18 protein-coding genes are annotated in these 18,119 nt (G+C 64.7%); 11 read left to right on the top strand and 7 right to left on the bottom strand.

Translation table 11 applies throughout. The features are described from left to right. Positions 1–5: 5 nt before the first annotated feature. The 4 genes from ACNUDN_RS29730 (at position 6) to ACNUDN_RS29715 (ending at position 3,931) form a co-directional block, all read left to right on the top strand. Positions 6–260, top strand: coding sequence for a hypothetical protein (locus ACNUDN_RS29730; protein WP_419125420.1), 255 nt, complete (start codon positions 6–8; stop codon positions 258–260). 140 nt (positions 261–400) lie between these two features. Further along, positions 401–571, top strand: coding sequence for a hypothetical protein (locus ACNUDN_RS29725; RefSeq protein WP_498450176.1), 171 nt, complete (start codon positions 401–403; stop codon positions 569–571). A 382-nt stretch (positions 572–953) separates the two neighbouring features. Continuing rightward, a complete protein-coding gene (locus ACNUDN_RS29720; protein WP_419125419.1) occupies positions 954–2,921 on the top strand; it encodes an ATP-binding protein in 1,968 nt (655 codons plus the stop codon). 53 nt (positions 2,922–2,974) lie between these two features. Then, positions 2,975–3,931: a hypothetical protein gene (locus ACNUDN_RS29715; protein WP_431961347.1), complete on the top strand. Its 957-nt coding sequence runs from the start codon at positions 2,975–2,977 to the stop codon at positions 3,929–3,931. 156 nt (positions 3,932–4,087) lie between these two features. Here ACNUDN_RS29715 and ACNUDN_RS29710 read toward each other — a convergent pair whose 3' ends face one another. Continuing rightward, the gene (locus ACNUDN_RS29710) at positions 4,088–4,525 is read right to left on the bottom strand and encodes a histone-like nucleoid-structuring protein Lsr2 (protein WP_419125417.1); all 438 of its coding nucleotides are present in this window, start codon (positions 4,523–4,525) and stop codon (positions 4,088–4,090) included. Between the two features lie 255 nt (positions 4,526–4,780). Further along, positions 4,781–5,266, bottom strand: coding sequence for a DUF6283 family protein (locus ACNUDN_RS29705; protein WP_419125416.1), 486 nt, complete (start codon positions 5,264–5,266; stop codon positions 4,781–4,783). A 685-nt stretch (positions 5,267–5,951) separates the two neighbouring features. On the opposite strand from ACNUDN_RS29705, the gene ACNUDN_RS29700 reads away from it, so the two are divergent. The 7 genes from ACNUDN_RS29700 (at position 5,952) to ACNUDN_RS29670 (ending at position 11,512) form a co-directional block, all read left to right on the top strand. After that, complete coding sequence (locus ACNUDN_RS29700; RefSeq protein WP_419125415.1) at positions 5,952–6,164, top strand: hypothetical protein; 213 nt, start codon at positions 5,952–5,954, stop codon at positions 6,162–6,164. A 144-nt stretch (positions 6,165–6,308) separates the two neighbouring features. Beyond that, positions 6,309–6,887 carry an HD domain-containing protein gene (locus tag ACNUDN_RS29695; RefSeq protein WP_419125414.1) on the top strand — a complete coding sequence of 193 codons (579 nt, stop codon included), beginning with the start codon at positions 6,309–6,311 and terminating at the stop codon, positions 6,885–6,887. A 473-nt stretch (positions 6,888–7,360) separates the two neighbouring features. Beyond that, positions 7,361–7,660: a hypothetical protein gene (locus ACNUDN_RS29690; RefSeq protein ID WP_419125413.1), complete on the top strand. Its 300-nt coding sequence runs from the start codon at positions 7,361–7,363 to the stop codon at positions 7,658–7,660. Between the two features lie 46 nt (positions 7,661–7,706). Beyond that, positions 7,707–8,063, top strand: a complete 357-nt coding sequence (locus ACNUDN_RS29685; protein WP_419125412.1) for a hypothetical protein — start codon at positions 7,707–7,709, stop codon at positions 8,061–8,063. A gap of 671 nt (positions 8,064–8,734) precedes the next feature. Beyond that, the gene (locus ACNUDN_RS29680; RefSeq protein WP_419125411.1) at positions 8,735–9,187 is read left to right on the top strand and encodes a hypothetical protein; all 453 of its coding nucleotides are present in this window, start codon (positions 8,735–8,737) and stop codon (positions 9,185–9,187) included. 26 nt (positions 9,188–9,213) lie between these two features. Continuing rightward, positions 9,214–9,636, top strand: a complete 423-nt coding sequence (locus ACNUDN_RS29675; RefSeq protein WP_419125410.1) for a hypothetical protein — start codon at positions 9,214–9,216, stop codon at positions 9,634–9,636. Beyond that, complete coding sequence (locus ACNUDN_RS29670) at positions 9,623–11,512, top strand: AcrVA2 family anti-CRISPR protein (RefSeq protein ID WP_419125409.1); 1,890 nt, start codon at positions 9,623–9,625, stop codon at positions 11,510–11,512. The genes ACNUDN_RS29675 and ACNUDN_RS29670 overlap by 14 nt, the downstream gene beginning before the upstream one ends. A gap of 282 nt (positions 11,513–11,794) precedes the next feature. Here the strand turns inward: ACNUDN_RS29670 and ACNUDN_RS29665 are convergent, their stop codons facing one another. The 5 genes from ACNUDN_RS29665 to ACNUDN_RS29645 are packed head-to-tail and all read right to left on the bottom strand — an operon-like array spanning position 11,795 to position 17,701. Beyond that, positions 11,795–12,223 (bottom strand): DUF6262 family protein, encoded by a 429-nt coding sequence (locus tag ACNUDN_RS29665; RefSeq protein ID WP_419124352.1) that lies wholly within the window; start codon positions 12,221–12,223, stop codon positions 11,795–11,797. Continuing rightward, positions 12,220–14,454, bottom strand: a complete 2,235-nt coding sequence (locus tag ACNUDN_RS29660) for a tyrosine-type recombinase/integrase (protein ID WP_419125408.1) — start codon at positions 14,452–14,454, stop codon at positions 12,220–12,222. Before ACNUDN_RS29660 ends, ACNUDN_RS29665 begins: the two co-directional genes overlap by 4 nt. After that, complete coding sequence (locus tag ACNUDN_RS29655) at positions 14,438–15,646, bottom strand: tyrosine-type recombinase/integrase (RefSeq protein WP_419124351.1); 1,209 nt, start codon at positions 15,644–15,646, stop codon at positions 14,438–14,440. Before ACNUDN_RS29655 ends, ACNUDN_RS29660 begins: the two co-directional genes overlap by 17 nt. A 26-nt stretch (positions 15,647–15,672) precedes the next feature. Continuing rightward, positions 15,673–16,917 (bottom strand): ImmA/IrrE family metallo-endopeptidase, encoded by a 1,245-nt coding sequence (locus tag ACNUDN_RS29650; RefSeq protein ID WP_419124350.1) that lies wholly within the window; start codon positions 16,915–16,917, stop codon positions 15,673–15,675. A gap of 49 nt (positions 16,918–16,966) precedes the next feature. Continuing rightward, the gene (locus tag ACNUDN_RS29645; protein WP_419124349.1) at positions 16,967–17,701 is read right to left on the bottom strand and encodes a hypothetical protein; all 735 of its coding nucleotides are present in this window, start codon (positions 17,699–17,701) and stop codon (positions 16,967–16,969) included. Between the last annotated feature and the right edge of the window lie 418 nt (positions 17,702–18,119).

Here is an 18,119-nt window from a genome sequence, read left to right as displayed (position 1 = left end):
GGGCTGTGCCAGAGCCGGTACTGGCGGCGATGGGCGATCTGCGTGCCGCGTTCAGTGAGCTGCACACGATGCACGAGTGCACCCTGGCGTGCCCGGTCGGTTGTGATCGGGACAGCGGTAGTCCGGCTGCCTACAGGTACCACGATGAGCGCAACGTTGACGTGCGGGAAGACATCGGGAGCAAGGCGGCGGTGTTGCTGGCCGTACTGGACGAGTGGGCGGGTTCCAGCCGCCACTGGGGCGGTCCCGGCTCCGGATAGCCGCCATGAGCGGTCAGTTCACGCGTCGCGGCAGCGATGTTGTCGGTGGTGGTCGGTAGAGTTCTCAGATGTAGGGCAAGCCAGTAGGGCGGGCCCGCGAACCCCGGGAAGGGGAGAGCGTGTTCTCAGTAGGTGAAAGTGTGAAAGTCCGTGACGGCGTGACGGTTACGGAAGGACTTGCGGGCTCGGTGTGCCGTGTAGTGGGTGTGCAGGGCGACTTGCGGGATGTTCGTCGGGTCGATCCGCGCTCGGGTCAGCTGGTCGGCATCGAGGTGCGGTTCCTTGCCTCGGAGCTGGAGCCGGCGGGCTAATGACTGACGGCCGGGGTGTGTCCTGTGCCCCGGCCGTCAGGAAACCACACTGCGGGGCCGCGCAGTACCGTGACCATCACTCTTGAGCGCACCACCACCCCACCCGATGCCTGGGTGGGGTGGTGGTGCTTGTTCTGCTGCCTTGGCTCGGATATGAGGCCGGGCGAGGGGCGGGGTGGCAGTGTCGGGGACTTGGTGGTTGTGGTTGAGGTTGCGGCGAGGCTCAGGTGGTGCGAATCGACCTGTCTGTCAGTGTTGGGAGGTATGATTGATGTTGTAGGGCAGGCCATTCCGGCAGGCCCCGGAGTCCCGGAAAGGGAATGTTATGCGTATTGCTGAGCCTGTTTCGACGTTGGTTCCTACCGGCGTTGAGTTGCCGACAATGACCAGTCGCGTCGATCCCGAAGGGGCACGGCGAATGATGGAAATGCTGGTCAATCTCTACGCGGATCGGCGGCTGGCCGTGGTGCGTGAGTATGTGTCGAATGCGGTCGATGCCAGCCGCGTCGCAGGTAGCCAGTACCCGGTAGAGGTTACTACCCCCACCCTGCTCGACCCGAACTTCGTTGTGACAGACCGGGGTACTGGAATGTCGTTGGTTGAAGTGGAGGCGACGTTCCTGGCGTTCGCAGCGTCGAGTAAACGTGACAGCGATGATCTGATCGGTGGGCTCGGCGTTGGCGCGAAGTCGGCGTGGGCGCTGTCTGAGTCGTTTCTGGTCGATACCGTCAAAGACGGGCGGCGTACCACCGTACGCGCTGCGAGCAATCTGGAACACCAGGTGATGGTGGCTGGGGAGCCGAGTGATCTGCCGAACGGCACCACGATCATCGTTCCGGTGGCAGTGGGCCAGGAGTCTGAGGCGTGGCAGCGGGTCGTGCAGGAGGTGGCAACGGCGCACGATCCGGGCACGGTCGTCGTGGACGGTAAGCCGGTGGACAGCATCGGCGGTGGGCCGGAGTGGATCGGGCCGGTAGCGTGCCGCCGCATCCTGCGCTCGGACCGCAGCACTGTGGTGGTGCGTTCGGGAGGAACGTTGTTCTCCTCGGTGCCGGACATCACCGACCGGGTGCTGGAAGGCACCGGGTTGTTTGCGTGCGTCGTCGAGTTGCCCATCGGTTCCTTTGATCACACTCCGAGCCGGGAGTCGATCATCGCCACGGATCGCACGCGGGCCGCTGTGGACGCTGCGGTGGCAGAGTTCAAGGTGCAGTTCGAGAAACTTGCCAAGCGCATCGCCGCGCTGGCGGACACCGACGCGGGTGCGGCCACCACGTTGCGCGCGGACACGTTGGGCAGTGTCGGTCGCACACAGATGTTGCCGATCCCGTTCCGGTTCGGATTCCCGACGGGGTGCCAAGAGTGGACGGTAGGGGGCAGCTCGGGGCGCAACCGCTGGGAGCGCACCGGCTCTGGCCGCGATGCGACGTTTGAAGCGGTGTCCGCCGCTGCCGCGCTGAGCAGCACGCTGATCGTCAGTGATGTCCCTGCCGGGCGGGTCATCTCCCGGTTCGCCAAGTTCCTCGCCAGGGAGCACCCGAGGGTCCGGCGCGTCATCGCGCTGTCGGCAGGCCAGTCAATGGTGCCGTTGACCGTGTTCGGTTACGGAGGTGGATCTACCAGCCAAACCTGGCAGATCAGCCCGGCGGACGTGGGTGTGCATTACACCTTTGAACGGTGGTGTGCTGTGCTGGCTGCCGGACGTTCCCAGCGGCGCACAGACAGCGGATACGAGTGCGTCGTGATCTCCGCCGACGGTGCCCTGCCGACAGTGGAAACACTGACCGCCGTCGAGGTCGGTGCGCGCGGATTGCCGGTCAACTATGTCGAGGGCGACCGGCCGTCGATGAGCGCTAGCGGTGGTCCGGCGTCGGTGACGGTGTATCTGGGCCGCCGCAAGAGCGGGCCGTTGCTCGCAGAGGCACCACACGCGATGGGCCGTGAGGAGTGGGCCGAGGCACGGTTCAAGGCAGCAACTGTGCAGTGGTCGCGTACCCAGGCACTGGGAGCTGTGTATGCCAGCCACTGGCCCAACCGCTCGGAGTTCGACATCGCCACCGCCGCGCTGGAGCTTGTCAGCCCAGACGAGCCGAGACGGGAGCTGCTCGCACAGTGCGCGCAGATCACCGCAGCGGCAAACAGCAGTACCGATGATCACCGAGCAACGGTGAAAGCGTGGCAGGACAGCGCCTCGGCACGCGCTTTGCGCTCGCATATCGGTTCGCTGCACGCAGAACTGATCCGAGCATATCCGCTGCTGCGGTACACCCGGTACAGCGGTGAAGGTAACGGGCACTACGTCAACTATGTGGCGTTCACGCCCCCGGCATACGTAGCGGAGCCGGAATGAAAAGCATTGCCGTACAGCCACTATCAAACAAAGCGACTTGAAGGACAATTGCCATGTATGCACTGATTGATGACCATTCCATCGTTGTGACCGAAGGCTCGGCCCGCGTGAGTATCGCAGCGGCCGACCCGACCTACGGGCCGGTGCGCCGCTACCTGGTCGATGAGCGCGGAGAGGATTTCGCAGTAGTACGCGATCTGATCGAAAGGTTCCGGGTAGGTGTGAAAGCTACTACCGCAGAAGCGGTATCGGTCGTGGACGGCGACTGCGGAGATGAAGCGCAGCTCGCGTATCGGCTGGAACATGGCGACCCTGTAGAGGAGGTGATGCTGGCAGCGGCTATCCGCCTGACCAACAGCGACTCCGATCTGGCACCGTTGGGTGGGTTCCTGCGAAGGCTGGAACGCAACCCGTCTGCCGCCTCGCGGTCGCAGCTTTTCGGCTGGCTGAAAGCAGGCGGATTCACCCTGACCACACAGGGATACATCGTCGGCTACAAGTCTGTCCGGTCGGACGGGCTGTCCGCTCACGCAGGCCGTGAGCCGGTCACTGTCCAGAGTCAGGACGGGTCAGTGCAGACGGTTGTGGGCCGTGTGCCCTACCCAGTCGGCGCGACAATCTGGATGCCGCGCGAGATGGTTGACGATGACCGCAACTCGGCGTGCTCGGTGGGCATCCACGTGGGCACGCTCAGCTACGCGAGTACGTTCAGCGACGAGACGTTGGTTGTGCTTGTTGATCCGGCTGACGTTGTGGCTGTCCCTGCGGATCATCATGCGCAGAAGATGCGAGTGTGCAGGCTGTATGTCGCAGCCCGCTACGACGGCGTCCAGATCACGGATGCGGTGATCGAGCACATTCGAACAGTGCCGGATCTCGATGCCACCGAGGAGTACACATCTCGGCCAGAGAACAATCGCCGGCTGATGTTCGGGGTGTCAACGGGGCTGAGACTGCCCGATGACGTAGACGAAGCGGACGCTATCGGCGCGGAGGGTGTGATGTCGTAGGGCGGTGGCCGGGCGGTGGCCGGGTGGTGGACACGGCGGACAAGCAAACGGAATCTTCCGTGTCCACCTCCACCCCACCCGATGCCTGAGTGGGGTGGAGGTGGACACAAGCGCGAGGGGGAAGGGCCAGGTGTTGGCGGTCGTGCTGAGGCTGAGTCAGTGCGCGGCGTCGTATGCGTCGATGACGTTCTGGGAGATCCGGCCGCGAGGTGAAACGACATGACCGTTGGCTTTGGCCCATTCGCGTATTGCTCTGTTGCGTTCTGGTACTGCTGCGACGGCTGGAGTTTTCTTGCCGCGGGTTCGCGTCGTGCCGGAGGGCGCCTTTTGCTGGGTTGTCCGTGGCTGTGGTGCTGCGGGTTTGGAGGTGGCTCCGGGCATTCTGGTGGCCGACTTCGCGGCCCGAGTCTGCGCTTTCTTTGCGGCGCGAATGTAGCGAGCGATGTCCTTGTCGAACTGGGCGCCGTTCTGGGCGGTCAGGACTAAGGAGTAATCCTTGCCGCGATACGAAAAGTCCACGGTGTCAACCGAAGCCGGATCTACTGATACGTTATCCAGGTCGTCGACGTACTCGATGGTGACAATCTTCCCCATGTGGGTCCTCCAGGTCCGTGACGTCGGGTTGCTCGACCCTATCGTGTCACGGACTGGATTGCTGCGGTGCCCGTCTCTGGGCCTGACGTTGGTTAACGGTGTTGGTTGCCAGGCCGGCGAACCAATGGACGTGACTGCTCTGATCTGGGGGCTGACACTTCGGTGGACGAGAAGTAGCCATCTGGAAGGGGATGAGGTGAACGCCAACAACAACCACTGCGCCTGGGCGTAGTGCCACCATGGCTTTGTCTCGACTCATTCGATGGGGTATTGGTCGGGTGTCTCGTCGGTGCCGGAAGGCAGTCCATTGCGCTCAGCCATTTCGTCGAACGAGCCGAACAGGGCAGGCCAATCGTTGTCGGGCTGCAGAGCGCTGGCTGGCAGGCGGCCGAGCACTACCGCGAGACGAACGCCGAGGTGGTCAACTTCAGCAACTGCCAGCCAGCCAGCGCACGCACGATCGCGCCCGCGGCGGGATTTGTGGCACGCAAAGATGGGAGCGCCCAGGCCCGCTTCGTTTCCTGGGAGCCCGGTTGTGGAGCGTAAGGCGGCGTAGCGTTCGGCGGGGAACTCGCCGGCGGGGGAATCTCGCCGCCACGGGCAATTCCCGCAGGGGCGGAGGCAGTGAGGTAGCTGACGCGGTGAGTCCGCAGAGATGCCGGACGGGCCTTCGGTCTTCTGCGACGTGTGTCCCTGCGCTGTGCTGTGGCCGGTTGGCGTGTGGGTGGGCGAAGCGGCCATACACCAGCTCTACAATCGGCCAGTTCTAGGTTGGCAGCGTATCGCTCCGCTGGTTTGGCTCAAGGTCGGCTATGAATCTCGCCCGGCGTGTCGCACCGCGTTCTCGGTGCACACGCGAGTATTGACGCCGATCGAGTCAGACGAGGCGAATGTGCATGGAGATTGTGAAGCGGGCCGACCAACTGCAGGTCGGTGATGAGATCGTGGCGGACAACGGAACCCATATGCAAGTACGAGGCGTGAATCCTCCAGGGGCTGAGTGGAATCCGAGTAAGTCCCGAGTTCGGATCTCGCTGGGGTCAACTGGTTGGCATTCGTGGCCTGCGACCAAGAAAGTGACCGTTATAGATTCCGGTTCCCACAGGTGAAGCCGGGCTGGGGCCGGCCCATCGCCGCCGGTGCGGGTGTGGTCGGGGCCTGAGTTGAGAAGTGTTGCCCACCGCCTTGGGGCGGCCGGGGTGATCACGTAGAAGAGCAGCGATGTAGTTGTAGCGGTCGACCGAGGGAACGCCTTGGGGTGCAGGTATATCCAGGTGCCTATCCCGAGATGTGGTGGGCAAGTTGAGTGATCTGCTCTCACTCAGAAGTGCGTGACGCGTGCGCACGGGGATACCGCAATCGCGAGAGAGTCAAGTTCGGTCGAACATGGTGACCCAGTGCGGGTCGAGGAAGGTATGAGCGCACGATGGTTGTGGTGGAGTTCTGCAAGATCAGCAATGGTAAGTATTTCGGCTACTCCGAGTTTCCGGATCGGCGCGCCGCGGAGCAGCATGCGACCCGAGAGCTGCTTCGTCTTGGGGAGGACGCAAGCGATGTGGCAGCGGCGGTTGCCGCGGCCGGGTATGGATCTGCCGACGCCAGCGCGCACGGTTACGGAGTCCGTATCTTTGCCAAATAGCCGCTGGTGGGTGCTTGCGGGACGCCGGTGCACAGAAGCTACTGCGGGAATGGGTGACGTGCCTCCGCGGTATGGCGTCCGCCCTGCAATAAGTGAGATAGCGGTGACCTCGGAAGGCGAGAGATGAAGAAGGATCCAGGCGCGATGAGCGAGATGGCGAAGCGGATCGCCGAAGAGCTTCTCGCGGACTCCTTGCCGCGGCGGTGGTCGCATACCATGGCCGTTGCTGCGACAGCCACCCGTCTGGCGATCGCGCTGGCGCCGGAAGCCGCCACTGAGATCATCTGTGCTGCATGGCTGCACGACATCGGGTACGCCCCTGGTCTTGTGGATACAGGGTTCCACCCGCTCGATGGAGCTGCTTATCTGCGACGGCACAGGTCTACTCGGAACGTTATTCCAGAATCGGTTATAGGCCTTGTCGCACATCACTCGGGCGCCGCCTTCGAAGCACGTGAGCGCGGGTTGGGGCCCGTCCTGGCCGGCTACCCAGTGCCCGATGCAACCAAGCTGTCCATACTAAGTTGCGCGGACCTGTGCTCCGGCCCTGATGGCGCGATGGTGCAGCCGGCCGACCGCATCGGCGAAGTGCTCGCGAGATACGCGCCTGACCATCCCGTCCATCGTGCCATCACACAATCGGGCGCAATCCTTGTCGCGCAGTCTTGCCGTGTCCTCAACGCCATGGCCATGAAGATGAGGAGCGAGTCCGAGTGTGGCTGACCGCCAGGAGGTTCCGGTCATCGGCCGGTGTGGAATGACGAGGAGGGTGCTTGATTATTGATCTAGATGCCGCCCGGGCTGCGTTACGGTCCGCGGTCCTGACGAGGCGCTGGGAACTGCGAACGATGTTGTGCTGACGCCCAGGCAGGCACGAAACTACGCAGATAAGTTGGATGGGGACGGCCTTCACACGGTGATTGCAACCGGGTTGCGCAATGCGGCGGCGGAGGCGCAACGCCGGCGTTGACGAACTGTGGGCGAAAGATGTCGTGCCACTGCGGTGGGCGAGATCGACCGCCGCGTCCTTGGCGGTCCGCCCCGCTGCACAAAGCTCGGTGCTAAGCCCCGCCTACGTCTCCGCAAGATTCGAGCTGTCATGACAATCTGCACGGAACTGCGATCAAGTGTCATGACAAACAGTGCTAATGTGTCATGACAAACAGTGCGCGATATGGGAGAGGGGACGCCGAATCATGGCCCTGACGGCGGAAGACATGCACTGGTACGCCGTTGGGCGCTACCACCTCGACGGAGCCGTCCCTATGGACATCGTCATCGAGGAGTTGGAGGCGGTCGGTGACGTCATTGAGGTCGACGAGGACGGCAGGTTTGTCATGTTCAGCCTTGACAAGACGTTTCTGTCCACCGCCAAGAACATGGGCGAGCTACGGGGCGACGCCCGCCACGCCCTACCGCGGCCGCATGGCTGCGAGAGGCCCGTAGAGGTGGTCAACGTCACCCGCAGATCGGATATGTGTGTCTTCGATCTCTGAGTACCCGAGACAACTTTGTGTCATGACAGATGCAACACTGTTTGCCATGCCAGCCGACGAGCACACACCGCGCAGATCGCTGCGCGTGCCTGATAGTGAATGGGATGCCGCAGCCACTGCAGCATCCCGCAACGGCGAGACCCTCACAGCAGTTATTCGGCGGGAGCTGGTGCGGTACGCCCAATCCAGCGATGCCCCCGATGCCGCGCTCGTTGAGTACCGGGCGACCCCCAAAGACGAGCGGTTCGCCGCTGTCGTCGGCATTACAGGACCGCTGGAAGCCGTCCGAGCGACCTATCCGTCACGCCACTGGATCCTCGAAGAACGAACCATCTCCGGATACCGCCCGGCTCGCGCGTCAGGAAGCGGTCGCGTAACCAGCGCTGCGGAACACCACAACTAGCACGGCTGAAGCCGGGAGATTGTCGGCTCCCGGTGCGACAATCGCAGAACGATGATCCGATGACTTCCTGCGGATGGTCGGGCGTGAAGTCGCACACGAACCCCAAGGCCGGCACCGAGGGGTGCAGCCGATGCCGAGTGCATCCCGACGCGTCCGGTGACCCAATAAGCCAGGACTACCGTCCACACAACGCAGGAAGATAACGCAGGGAGATGGAGTTGCGCAACAACAGTGATCCGTGGACCGGGACATGGCTGAGCCCGAACGGAGTTGAGCACGCCGTCCAGAACGGCTACTGCGTAACCTGCGGAGGACTTCATCAGAGGGATGAACAGGACAGGCGTTTCAGCAAAGGCGCTCAACGCATATCGGCAGAAATGGAATAGAAAAATGGGTAACCTCGCAGGCTTTCAACGGGCACTCGACCTCTACGGAGCTGCGGTCTACTGGAGTTGTCTCGGTACCGAGACGAGCAGTGAGCCGGCCTCGCTCGCAGCCAAGTTGCGAGAGCATGCGGCGGCCGCAGGGGCTAGCCAGGACCAACTCAGTGACGCCGAACAGTATGCACGCAACTGTGTATCGAGGAAGCAAAAGCCGTTGATGGCCGGACATTCATTCCACCTCTTCCGCAACGAGGCATCCCGTTAAAGGTACGAGGAGGACTGATAGCCGTGAGCTACGACGATGACCTGGCGGCCGAATCCGGCACGCCGGCATATGAAGCGGCACGCGCCGCGGCGTTCCGCAAGCTGTCGCAAGTAGCGGGCGAGGTCGACGCGAAGTCCCTCACGTTTGAACAACTCCAAACGATCGTGCTTGAGACGAATATGGCGTTCGGTGTGCCGGTTACCGCCGAGGAAGCCTCCGCGGACCAGTCAGGGGATGGTGTCGCGGAGCTTCAGGCCGCTCTGGACAGACTCAGCGCCGACGCGCTGAAAGCCGCCTACGCCGCTGAGCGCCGGATCTGCGACCAGATTGCGGCCCTGCCGGACGTTGACCACGACCATAGCCGCACCTATGGAGCCGTGGCTGATTCCGGTGAAGACGCGCGGGCGAGTGATGTCAGTGATTGGCGGGGCCAGAGCGAGCGGCTAGGCCCATTCGAGTTTTCCACAGACAAATAGGTGTGTGGGTGTTGGGAGGGGAAGCCATGGCAGAAGGCGGCGAAGAGTTGCAGCAGCTGCAGAAGCAGGTGCGTGTCACCATCAAGGAACGTACCGATCTGGAGCAGCGTCTCGCCAATCCAGACGCTCTGCGGTCGGCTACGGCGCAGGCCCTCCGCGACCGCGATGCCGTTACCAATCCGCTGTTGGAGGAGGCTCGCGAGAAGGTGAGTGCCGACATCGCGGAGTTCCACGAGCGCTGGCGGCACATCGACACGATCGCCCGCAGTGTGGAGCGCGTGGCGGAGCTGCTCGATGAAGCACCGGCGCACGTGCTCGCGCACCGTGATGCGATCGTCGAGGGACTGCCCGCGATCCGAGCGCGCCGCTTCGAGGTGGCTCGCGATCTCACAACGGCGGGGTTGCACAGCATTCTGCCTGAGGAAGGCGTGGCCGATGGCCAGGGGTAAGTACAAGCAGCGCAAGAACAATCAGGATGCGGCGCGGCTGGCGACCGATTTGGCGCGGGTGCGAGCCCAGCTGAGGGAGGAGCAGTCGCGGCTGGTCACGATGCGCGAACGCGCCGAGTTGGATGCCCGGTTGCGTGCAGACTTGAGTGCGGCGATCAGCGCCAGGGATGCGGTGTGCGCGCCGCAGCTGCAGCGAATCGCCTCCGACCGCGATGCGATTCGCGTGGCGGCGCGCCAGCTCGACGAGGCTGCCCAGGAGTTGGCTCGTCACTGGTCGCGGATCGCTGACTGGGGTTGGGAGAGGTTTGGGCCGGAGTCGTTCTACGCGATCCTGTCCGGCGACCGTGCGTATCTGACCGAGGGGGTGGTATCCACACGTCTGAGTTCGGTTCAGACCGAGGCGATTCAGCGGGCGCGTGGCATCCGGCAAGGTGCCTCCTTGGACTTTACGGTCGAGCAGAAGATGGCGCTGGCGAATTCGGTCGCCTACGCGATGGGCACGGTGTTGCCCAACGATGTGACCGATGTCGACGGCCCAGAGTGGGACGCTTACATGGAGATCGTGGCGGAAGACACGGCCGCGTTGATCGCTTTCAAGTCACCACCGCCGTGGTTAGACATCGCCGCCGATCCCGGTCATCCGGTATCCCGGATGCTGGGTGGGTGTCCCGAGGATGCGGCGGTGACCGTCGATGCGCCGACCGCAGTACCGACGCCGACCGAGTTGTCGACCGGTTCTGCAGCGCTTCGCGAGGCGGCCACCGCGGCGGGGGCGCAGATGGTTGCCGATGCGTTCATGGACAGTCTGCAGCACAACGTGACGTCGGCGGCGCAGTCCCAGATTCCGTCTCTGGTGGCCGGCAGTTCGCCGTATCCGTCGCCGGCTGACGCCGCCGCGATGCAGTCGTGGTACGCGGTGTCGGCGGTCGGTGCGTGGGGCCGGCACCGGACTGTGACGAACGGCCGGCTCGCCGTGGCGGCGGCCGCTGCCGTGCCATTCTGGTTGCCACCGGGGCATACCATCGCCTACCTGGACTCCGAACCTCTGTCGGATGAGGATGTCGAAGACCTGCGAATGCCGTTCGCTCAGGTGCTGGTTACGTTCGCCGAGCCGGCGCGGCTGCCGGCCATCGACAACGGCGTGCTGCGTGACGATCCTCGGATGCGGTGGATCGATCACCTGGTCGGCTCGTCAAAGAAACTGCCGGACGGCCGCGAGATGATGATCGGCGCCACCAACAACTTCCAGTCACCGCTCCCGACCCTGTGGGATGCCATCGCCGCGCGCGGCGCGCACATAGAGGCCGTCCTGCTGCTTGCCGACGCACACGGCCGCCTCGATGATCTGTTTGGCTGGTGTGTGACCATCCCGTCGAGGTCAGCCGGTGGCGTGTTGGGCCGTTGGGTGATCCCGGCAGCCCGCAACACGACGAGCTACGCCAATCTCGTCGCCAACGCTGCAGCCGTAGCAGCGTGGGCGGATTGGCACCGTCCCGGACACACCCGCGGAGACGACGAGCAGGAATCGGCTGCGGCCGGACCAGGCGCAGGGAAACGGACTGACGATGCGGTGCACGTGCTCAACGTGACGGCGACGGCAGATCCGAAGCAGACAGCCAAAGGGGAGCCGACCGGGCGCACGACCGCTCCGCATCGACGCCGCGGTCACTGGCGACGCCAGCATTTTGGGCCTGGGCGCACGCAGACCCGCCGGGTCCGGATCGCACCGGCGATGGTCAACGCCGGCCGGCTGGGAGCCGACCGGCCGCAGATCTATCGCCTGCCTGCCCCCACGAAATCGGACTCGGCCATCGACGGGATGGTCACACACCGGCCACACAGATCACCGAGGCTAGGTTTAGCGCCGCGTGACTGAATGCTGGGCGACATGCACGCCCGCACCGTCCATCACTTCCACCCAATCCACTTCCTGTGCCCACGGCTCATCAGAGAAGCCGATGAACGATGCCATGTTCTCGGATGCTTTCTCTCCGAGGGCTTTCTGCGTTATCTGTAACGGGAATTGCTATGTGTAAGACAGTTACCGATTGGGGTTTTGAGGGCGAGGATCACCGAGTGACACATTGTTATCGGTAACGGTGTAACCGGCGTGACGGCGGTTTGGCGGGCTGCTGTGCGATTCGATGATGTGGCTCGATCAGCTGTTGTTGGCGGTGCCATTGCCGCGTAGGCGGTGGATCTCGCCGTGAGCGGCCGCGAGCTGCTGGTTGAGTTCCTTGATTTCGGCTTTGAGAGCGGCGATGTCGTTGTCGTATTGGCGCTTCTGTGTCCGCAGTTGTTGGCGCAGAGCGGCATCCACCGAGGATCCGCGGATGGGCGCCTCGGATTCGGTTGCGGCGATCGTTGGCCGTGGTATCGCGGAGGCGGCGCGGATTTCGTCGAAGAGGTCGGTGTGGTTGTAGATCGTTTTGCGGGCGACCCCTGCGTGGCGGGCGACTGCGTTGGGGTTGATCGTCATTCCGGCGCGTTGCATCTCGCGTAGCGCTTTTCTGATCTTGCGGCGGGCGTCGTTGCGGCTTTTGGCGCTGGCTTTTCTGAGGCCGGCGGTGGAGCGGGCAGCGGTCATTGAGCCGTGGTGCGGGGTTGCTGGGCCTTATCGAGGGCGGACTGATGGGCGCCACGGGTTTGGATCTGTAGCAGCGGCAGGCGCTTTCCCACCCCGGTGCCGGCTCCGGATACCGCCTCTTCGTCTCCGGTAGCCGACAGGCGTTCGATGATCGCTTCCAACGATCGCAGTTCACGGCGTCGTTCGATCACCCAGATGTTGTCCTCACCGAGTTCGCGTCCGCTTCGTCGGCGATACTGGTCACGGCGGGCGGCCAGCAGCGCTTCGGTCGCGGCGTGCTGCTGACGCAGCTCATCGAGGTGGGTGGCGTCGGTGGCGAAGTGACCGCAGCCCAAACAGGCATTGCCCTTGTCGCACTGTTTGAGCGGCGGCAGCAGGCAGACACCGTTGGGCAGGATCCGGTCGGTGCGGGCACCGAGCTGCGTCATCTCATAGATGTCGCTGGGGCTGATGGAGATATCGGTGCCGTGGGCACCGATCTTCTTGTGCTTGAGGAACTCTGCTTCGGCGGTGGCAGCCAGGGTGGCTGCGTAGCGAGCGGTCATCTCAGGGCTCTTGTGACCGAGGTAGCGCTGCACGACGTGGAACGGGACACCGTCGTTGAGCAGTTCGGTGGCCCGGGTGTGGCGCAACCGATGGGTTTGGGTGAAGCGCAGTGGTCGCCCGGCGCTGTCGGTGAGGTCGTGGCAGTCGTCGAGCTTGGCCAGCGATGTGCGGTAGGTGTTGTAGGAACGGGGCTGCTGGCCGCGGTGCTGATTCTTCACGCCGAGGAACAGGTATCGGGGCGCCAGGTCGGGGTATGTCGTCTTCAGCCAGCTCTGCTGCTCGGTGACGATATCGACGATGGCTTGCTCCACGAGGATGGTGGGAATGACGTCGTCGACTTTGGTCTGCTGGTAGCGCAGCCGGGCCACGAACGTGTCTGGATCGGCGTCGGTGGGGCGTTCCTGGCCCGGGATGGCTTGCAACGGATCATGGTCGAGCATCAGGATTTCCGAGGCCCGGCGCCCGGTCAGGGCCTGTAGCAGCCAGATCCGGGCAGCCTGGGGGTCACCGAGGCCGGCGGCAATGGTGATCGTGCCGTCGGCTTTGGTCAGCACCACTTTGTGCCCGGCGGGGGCCGCCAGGACGTCGAGATAGGTGAGCATGCGCTGCAGGTCTGCGGTGGCATACCAGGTGAGTTCACGTTCGCGGCGGCGCTGTTTGGGCGCGTGCAGTGGTGACCACAGCGCGGTGTGGGTCAGCGTGATATCGCGCCAGCGGGGGTTGGCCGTCGCGGTCGCCGCGTCGGCGGCATTGTCGTGCATGAATGTGTAGAACGCTTGGGTTTGGGCTTGCAGGGTGGCCACGGTATCCGGGGTGAGGCGCTCAGACTGGGTGGCCGCGGCTGGGGACCGCAGGTACTCGAGATAGTCGAGGAACACTGTGCGCAGCTGATCAGGATCGGTGCTGATCAGCGGATCATCATGATGGCCGTGGTCACGGGCGAACCGGCCGAGTTGCGAGCCCAAGTTGCGGGCCCGGTCGGCGGCCGAGGACCAGACCAGCAGGTCGTAGGTCAACGCGCTGCGCAGCCAGAACCGCAGCCCTTCGCGTAGCCACGCCGGTTCGATATCGCGCAGCCGCACGGCGGTGTCGTGGCGGGGTTCGTGGTCGCGGCGCGGGATGCGCGGGTCGGTGCGCAGATCCCAGATGTCGTGTTCCCACCACGGGGTATCGGTGCAGCGTACCGATACCCACAGGTGCAGATGCTCGATGACGTGGCGGATGTTGCGCCGCGATCCCGCCGAGGGTAGCCGCATGTTGCGGCGCTGAAAGGTCAAGACCGCCTGGCGGAGCACGGCGTTGGGGTCCAGGTCGGCGATGCTAACCGGTGCCCTTCCGGTGCGGGTGCGGTGTTCGTCGATCGCGGCCGGCAGGGTGCGGGTCAGCCAGGCCAGCAGGGAGGGTTCGATCTTGCGTAGCTGCTGGTCCCAGCACGTCCAGACCCACCAGGCGATCTCGTCGCCGAACCGAGCAGGGGCGTCCGGGGCGAAATCGTGCGCGGCTCCGGCGCGGTGTGCTTGCAGGTAGAACTGGTTGCGCAGAAACACCTGATCGAACGGAGCACTGTAGATCGCATAGACCGGTCGGTGCCACGGCGGGGGGACTTGGGCCCACTGGATCGCCCATGACCCCGCCGCGGGGGCGGGGGCCAGCGTGGGTGCGGGCGGGTCAGTCGGTGTGGTCATGGTGCAGCCCTTTCCAGCCAGCGACGTAGCTGCGCCATTGCGCCAGGGTGCGCATCTCGGCGTCCTCGGTGACCCATCCGTAGGTCGAGAGCGTGGTCTGGATATCGGCGTGGCCCAGGCGGCGCATCACCACGTGCGGCGGGGCCCCGGAAAGCAGCAGCGCGGTGGCATGGGTGTGGCGCAGCCAGTGCGGTGACCACCGGTCGGGTAACAGCCCGCCGGCACGTTTGGTCACCGAATCGATTTTGGCGTAGACGGTTTCGGCACGCATGGGCCGGAAACGCTGCCCGTGGGTGAGATTGACGAAGACGAAGTGAGTGTCCAGGTCGGGCACTTCCAGATCGGCGCCCTGGTCGACCAGATGCCACACGTAGGCCGAATACAGCGCCTCCAAGTCGTCACCGATGTAGATACGCCGGGCCAGCAGCGTCTTGCCGCGGGCCCCGCGCGGATGATCTTGACGGGAGGCCACGTCGATGAACGGTGTCCCACCGGCACCGATATGAAAATCGTGGTGCCGCAACGATAGCGCTTCACCCAGGCGCATCCCAGTCTCGGCGAGCACCGCGAACAACAGCCGGTCCCGCAGCCCCGAGGGCGGCCCCGACCAGTCCTGTCCGGTCTGGGTGGCACAGCCATCGAGGATCGCAGCCACTTGGGTGGGCAGCAGCACCGGAGTGGCGGACTTGTTTCCGCTGCGCACCGTGTAGATGGGCCGGTCCTTGGAGCGCGGTGCGCCGACCCCGGCCAGCATCGGGATATACCGTGACCGTGATCGCTTGCCGTGGCTGGTGAACAGCCGCTGATACGGGCCTGCCAGCCCATGGGCATCAGCGTGGTAGCGGTAGAACGCCAGCACCGCCGCGGCCCGCAGCTGGGTGCTCGCCGTGCCCAGCCACACCTCGGGGGCCCCGATCCGGGCGGTCCCCGGCAGGTCCCCGGTGCGCAGGTAGGCCAGAAACTGCCCGAACAAGCTCGTACTGATGTCCTGCCAGTCGGTGCCGGTGTGTTCCAGCACCGTCCACCACGCCGCCAGGCCCGCCGCATACGCCTTCACCGTGTTCGGCGAGGACCCGTCATCGCGCAGGAACTGCAGGTACTCCTCGGCCGCCTCGATCGGCAGGTGATCAGGGCCCAGCACGGTGTAGGTGTCCGGGGCATCGGTCAGCGCGATCCGTTGTGTCCGTGCCATCCCCGATCCGCCCCCGCAATCCCGTGCTAGGCCTGCCGGCGAGGCCGGCGCAGCTGCACCACCGTGTCCCCGCGGTCCAGGATCGCCTCGTCATCGAGCACCGCCGAAGCGGTTTCCGGGGCCGCGGCAACCCTGGCGGGGGCCTCACGCTGGCCGGCCAGGATGTCGGCCAACAAGTCTGTGGGATAGATCAGGTCGTGGGCGGCCAAAGCCTCCACGCTGACCGAGCCATAGCATTCCTCCATCCACCGGCGCAGCAGCCGAGGCCGCTCCGGGGTGCGGGCATTCCAGCCCGGTTCGGTCTTGCCCCAGGTGTGCCCGGTCTCGGAGTTGATCCGCGTGTAGAGCTGACGCTGCAACGTATCGGCCCGGACCTCATCAATCAGCTTCGACTCACGAAGATGAATAATCAACGCCCCCAGCGAAATCCGCCACCTCACCTTCGCATCGACCAGATCGCTGAGCGTGGGAACCGGCGGCACCTCCCGGGCCAGCACTTCGGCCGGCGCCAACAACTCCGAGGCGAACCGGGAGGCTTCGCGCTCCTGGTCATCGCTGACATCGCCATAACGGTGCAACAACAAATGCCCGATCTCATGGGCGACCGTCCAGCGGGTGCGCTCCCAAGAATCCAACGCCCGCAACAACACCAGCGGCCGTTCCCGATACTCCCCGGTCCGCGCCGAGCACCCCAGATGCTTCTCGGTCAACAACCCGGCCGGCCCGTCCTCATCGGTGTCCCAGTCCACCACGCCGGTGGAGCGTGAGTGCTTCATCCGCATGACCACCGGCACCCCGGCCGCTTCCAGCTCGTAGGTCAGCGACTTGATCGGCACCCCGGGTGCCACCCCCAGCCAGCGCCGGGCCTGCGCGGCCGCGGTCACCACATCGGTGCCCGCCGGCAATGGCTCCAGTAGCACCGGGGGCAGCTTGGCCACCGCATTGAGCTGCCCGAGCAGATCACCGACGACGTTGGCGAACACCGCCAGGTACTCCTTCTCGGTGACCGTGGTGGACTTGGGCGCCCGGAACAGCAAATCCCGCGCCGTCACCCGCGACGCCGGGGCGGTCGTGAAAAACGTTGGTGGGAAACGCAACAACGCTGTGAGCCGATCGAAATCGGCGGACTGCAGGGCCGCGGTCTCGGACTGCTCCAACCGCGTCTGGCGCGGAGAGCGCCAACCCAGATGATCCATCACCGCGGTGCCTGACAGACGCCGCAACACCCGGGCCTGGCGGACCCGTGTGCCGAACACCTCTACCGACGCCATCACCGACCACCTCGTCCCCACACGCGCCCGGCCGGTACCAGCTCATCGTCTACGCCTCGGCTTCCCCGGTCTCGGGAGCATTCCCCGGCAAGAACTTCTTGAAGTCGTCGTGCACTTCCTCGTCGTCCTCGGCCACGATCTGCTGCTCGGCAACGGTCTTCGGCCGAATCGCCAGCGGCAACGGCTCGAACCCCAGGATCCGCTCCTCGTTGGTGTCCAGATCGGCCACCACCGCCAAGATGGCACCACCCACCGACAACCGGCCCGGGGTCTCCCACCAGTACACAATCAGCTCGTAATCGTCGCCGATCCCCGCCGGACCAAACACCCGCTGGTCCACGGGCTCGCCGGCGTCGAGCGACATCTGCTTGCCCGGCTTGGACTTGGGCATCGACTGCGGGGGTAACGCGCCGATATCGGCGGCTCGTTGCGGGCTGATGTGGCGCACCCGAGCCCACGCCATCCCCGCATCGCCGATGCGCACCGACGAACTCGGTCCTGTGGACATCCGCAACGTCGACCCCGGCCCGCATGAGGCGCCCTTTGGCGCTAGTGGCGGCGCCGGGGCCTTCGCGCTCTGCGCGTCGATGCCGTTCATCGCCAGCACGTGACTGCGTACGTCCTGGCACAACGTCCCGCCCTGAATCTGCATCGGGTTGGGAAATACCGGATACCACCGCGCCAGCGACGCATCGAACGCCACGCCAATCTCGCCGAGCAGCCTCGCCAACGCCAGACGATGCAGGGCCACGAGCTGTCTCGCCAGCTCCACCGGAACCACCATGGCGGAAATACTGCACGGTTTTTCCTACACCCTTACGGAGGCGCGCCGTGCGCCGGGTCGACAATTCTGCGTTGCTTAGCATGTTGCAAGTATACATGTGTAAATGGTTCTGAACTGCCGATATGATGCGTGTCGCGCCCTACTCTGGCCCTGGGGCGAGTTGCGCGCATGCCGCTCCGCGTCCCGACGACTCGAATGGCCCCCATCGGTCCGCGTGGGTCGGAGGGCGTGTTCCTTCACTGTGGCCACAGTGAAGATAGTGACGCATGGGACGTTAGTTGCCCGGGAGCTGGCTACGTGTGTCGTGGTAGCGGTGCGAGGCAAGGCGTCGGCGATGAGTTCAAGCGGTGCCGTCAGGATCTCGACCGCTACGACGTCGCCTGGAAGGTGCGACGGTCAGACGACCTCGGAGCCATCC

It is taken from the genome of Mycobacterium sp. smrl_JER01 (genome assembly GCF_048513595.2).
Classification (GTDB): Bacteria; Actinomycetota; Actinomycetes; order Mycobacteriales; family Mycobacteriaceae; genus Mycobacterium.
Note: the sequence above shows the minus strand (reverse complement) of the source record. Positions and strands in the feature narration are given on the sequence as shown.

Bases quoted from the DNA above. Each gene is read 5' to 3' on its own strand.
- ACNUDN_RS29720 (WP_419125419.1), top strand. From the start codon at position 954: ATGACCAGTCGCGTCGATCCCGAAGGGGCACGGCGAATGATGGAAATG.
- ACNUDN_RS29715 (WP_431961347.1), top strand. From the start codon at position 2,975: ATGTATGCACTGATTGATGACCATTCCATCGTTGTGACCGAAGGCTCG.
- ACNUDN_RS29710 (WP_419125417.1), bottom strand. From the start codon at position 4,525: ATGGGGAAGATTGTCACCATCGAGTACGTCGACGACCTGGATAACGTA.
- ACNUDN_RS29705 (WP_419125416.1), bottom strand. From the start codon at position 5,266: ATGGCCGCTTCGCCCACCCACACGCCAACCGGCCACAGCACAGCGCAG.
- ACNUDN_RS29700 (WP_419125415.1), top strand. From the start codon at position 5,952: ATGGTTGTGGTGGAGTTCTGCAAGATCAGCAATGGTAAGTATTTCGGC.
- ACNUDN_RS29695 (WP_419125414.1), top strand. From the start codon at position 6,309: ATGAGCGAGATGGCGAAGCGGATCGCCGAAGAGCTTCTCGCGGACTCC.
- ACNUDN_RS29690 (WP_419125413.1), top strand. From the start codon at position 7,361: ATGGCCCTGACGGCGGAAGACATGCACTGGTACGCCGTTGGGCGCTAC.
- ACNUDN_RS29685 (WP_419125412.1), top strand. From the start codon at position 7,707: ATGCCAGCCGACGAGCACACACCGCGCAGATCGCTGCGCGTGCCTGAT.
- ACNUDN_RS29675 (WP_419125410.1), top strand. From the start codon at position 9,214: ATGGCAGAAGGCGGCGAAGAGTTGCAGCAGCTGCAGAAGCAGGTGCGT.
- ACNUDN_RS29670 (WP_419125409.1), top strand. From the start codon at position 9,623: ATGGCCAGGGGTAAGTACAAGCAGCGCAAGAACAATCAGGATGCGGCG.
- ACNUDN_RS29665 (WP_419124352.1), bottom strand. From the start codon at position 12,223: ATGACCGCTGCCCGCTCCACCGCCGGCCTCAGAAAAGCCAGCGCCAAA.
- ACNUDN_RS29660 (WP_419125408.1), bottom strand. From the start codon at position 14,454: ATGACCACACCGACTGACCCGCCCGCACCCACGCTGGCCCCCGCCCCC.
- ACNUDN_RS29655 (WP_419124351.1), bottom strand. From the start codon at position 15,646: ATGGCACGGACACAACGGATCGCGCTGACCGATGCCCCGGACACCTAC.
- ACNUDN_RS29650 (WP_419124350.1), bottom strand. From the start codon at position 16,917: ATGGCGTCGGTAGAGGTGTTCGGCACACGGGTCCGCCAGGCCCGGGTG.
- ACNUDN_RS29645 (WP_419124349.1), bottom strand. From the start codon at position 17,701: ATGGTGGTTCCGGTGGAGCTGGCGAGACAGCTCGTGGCCCTGCATCGT.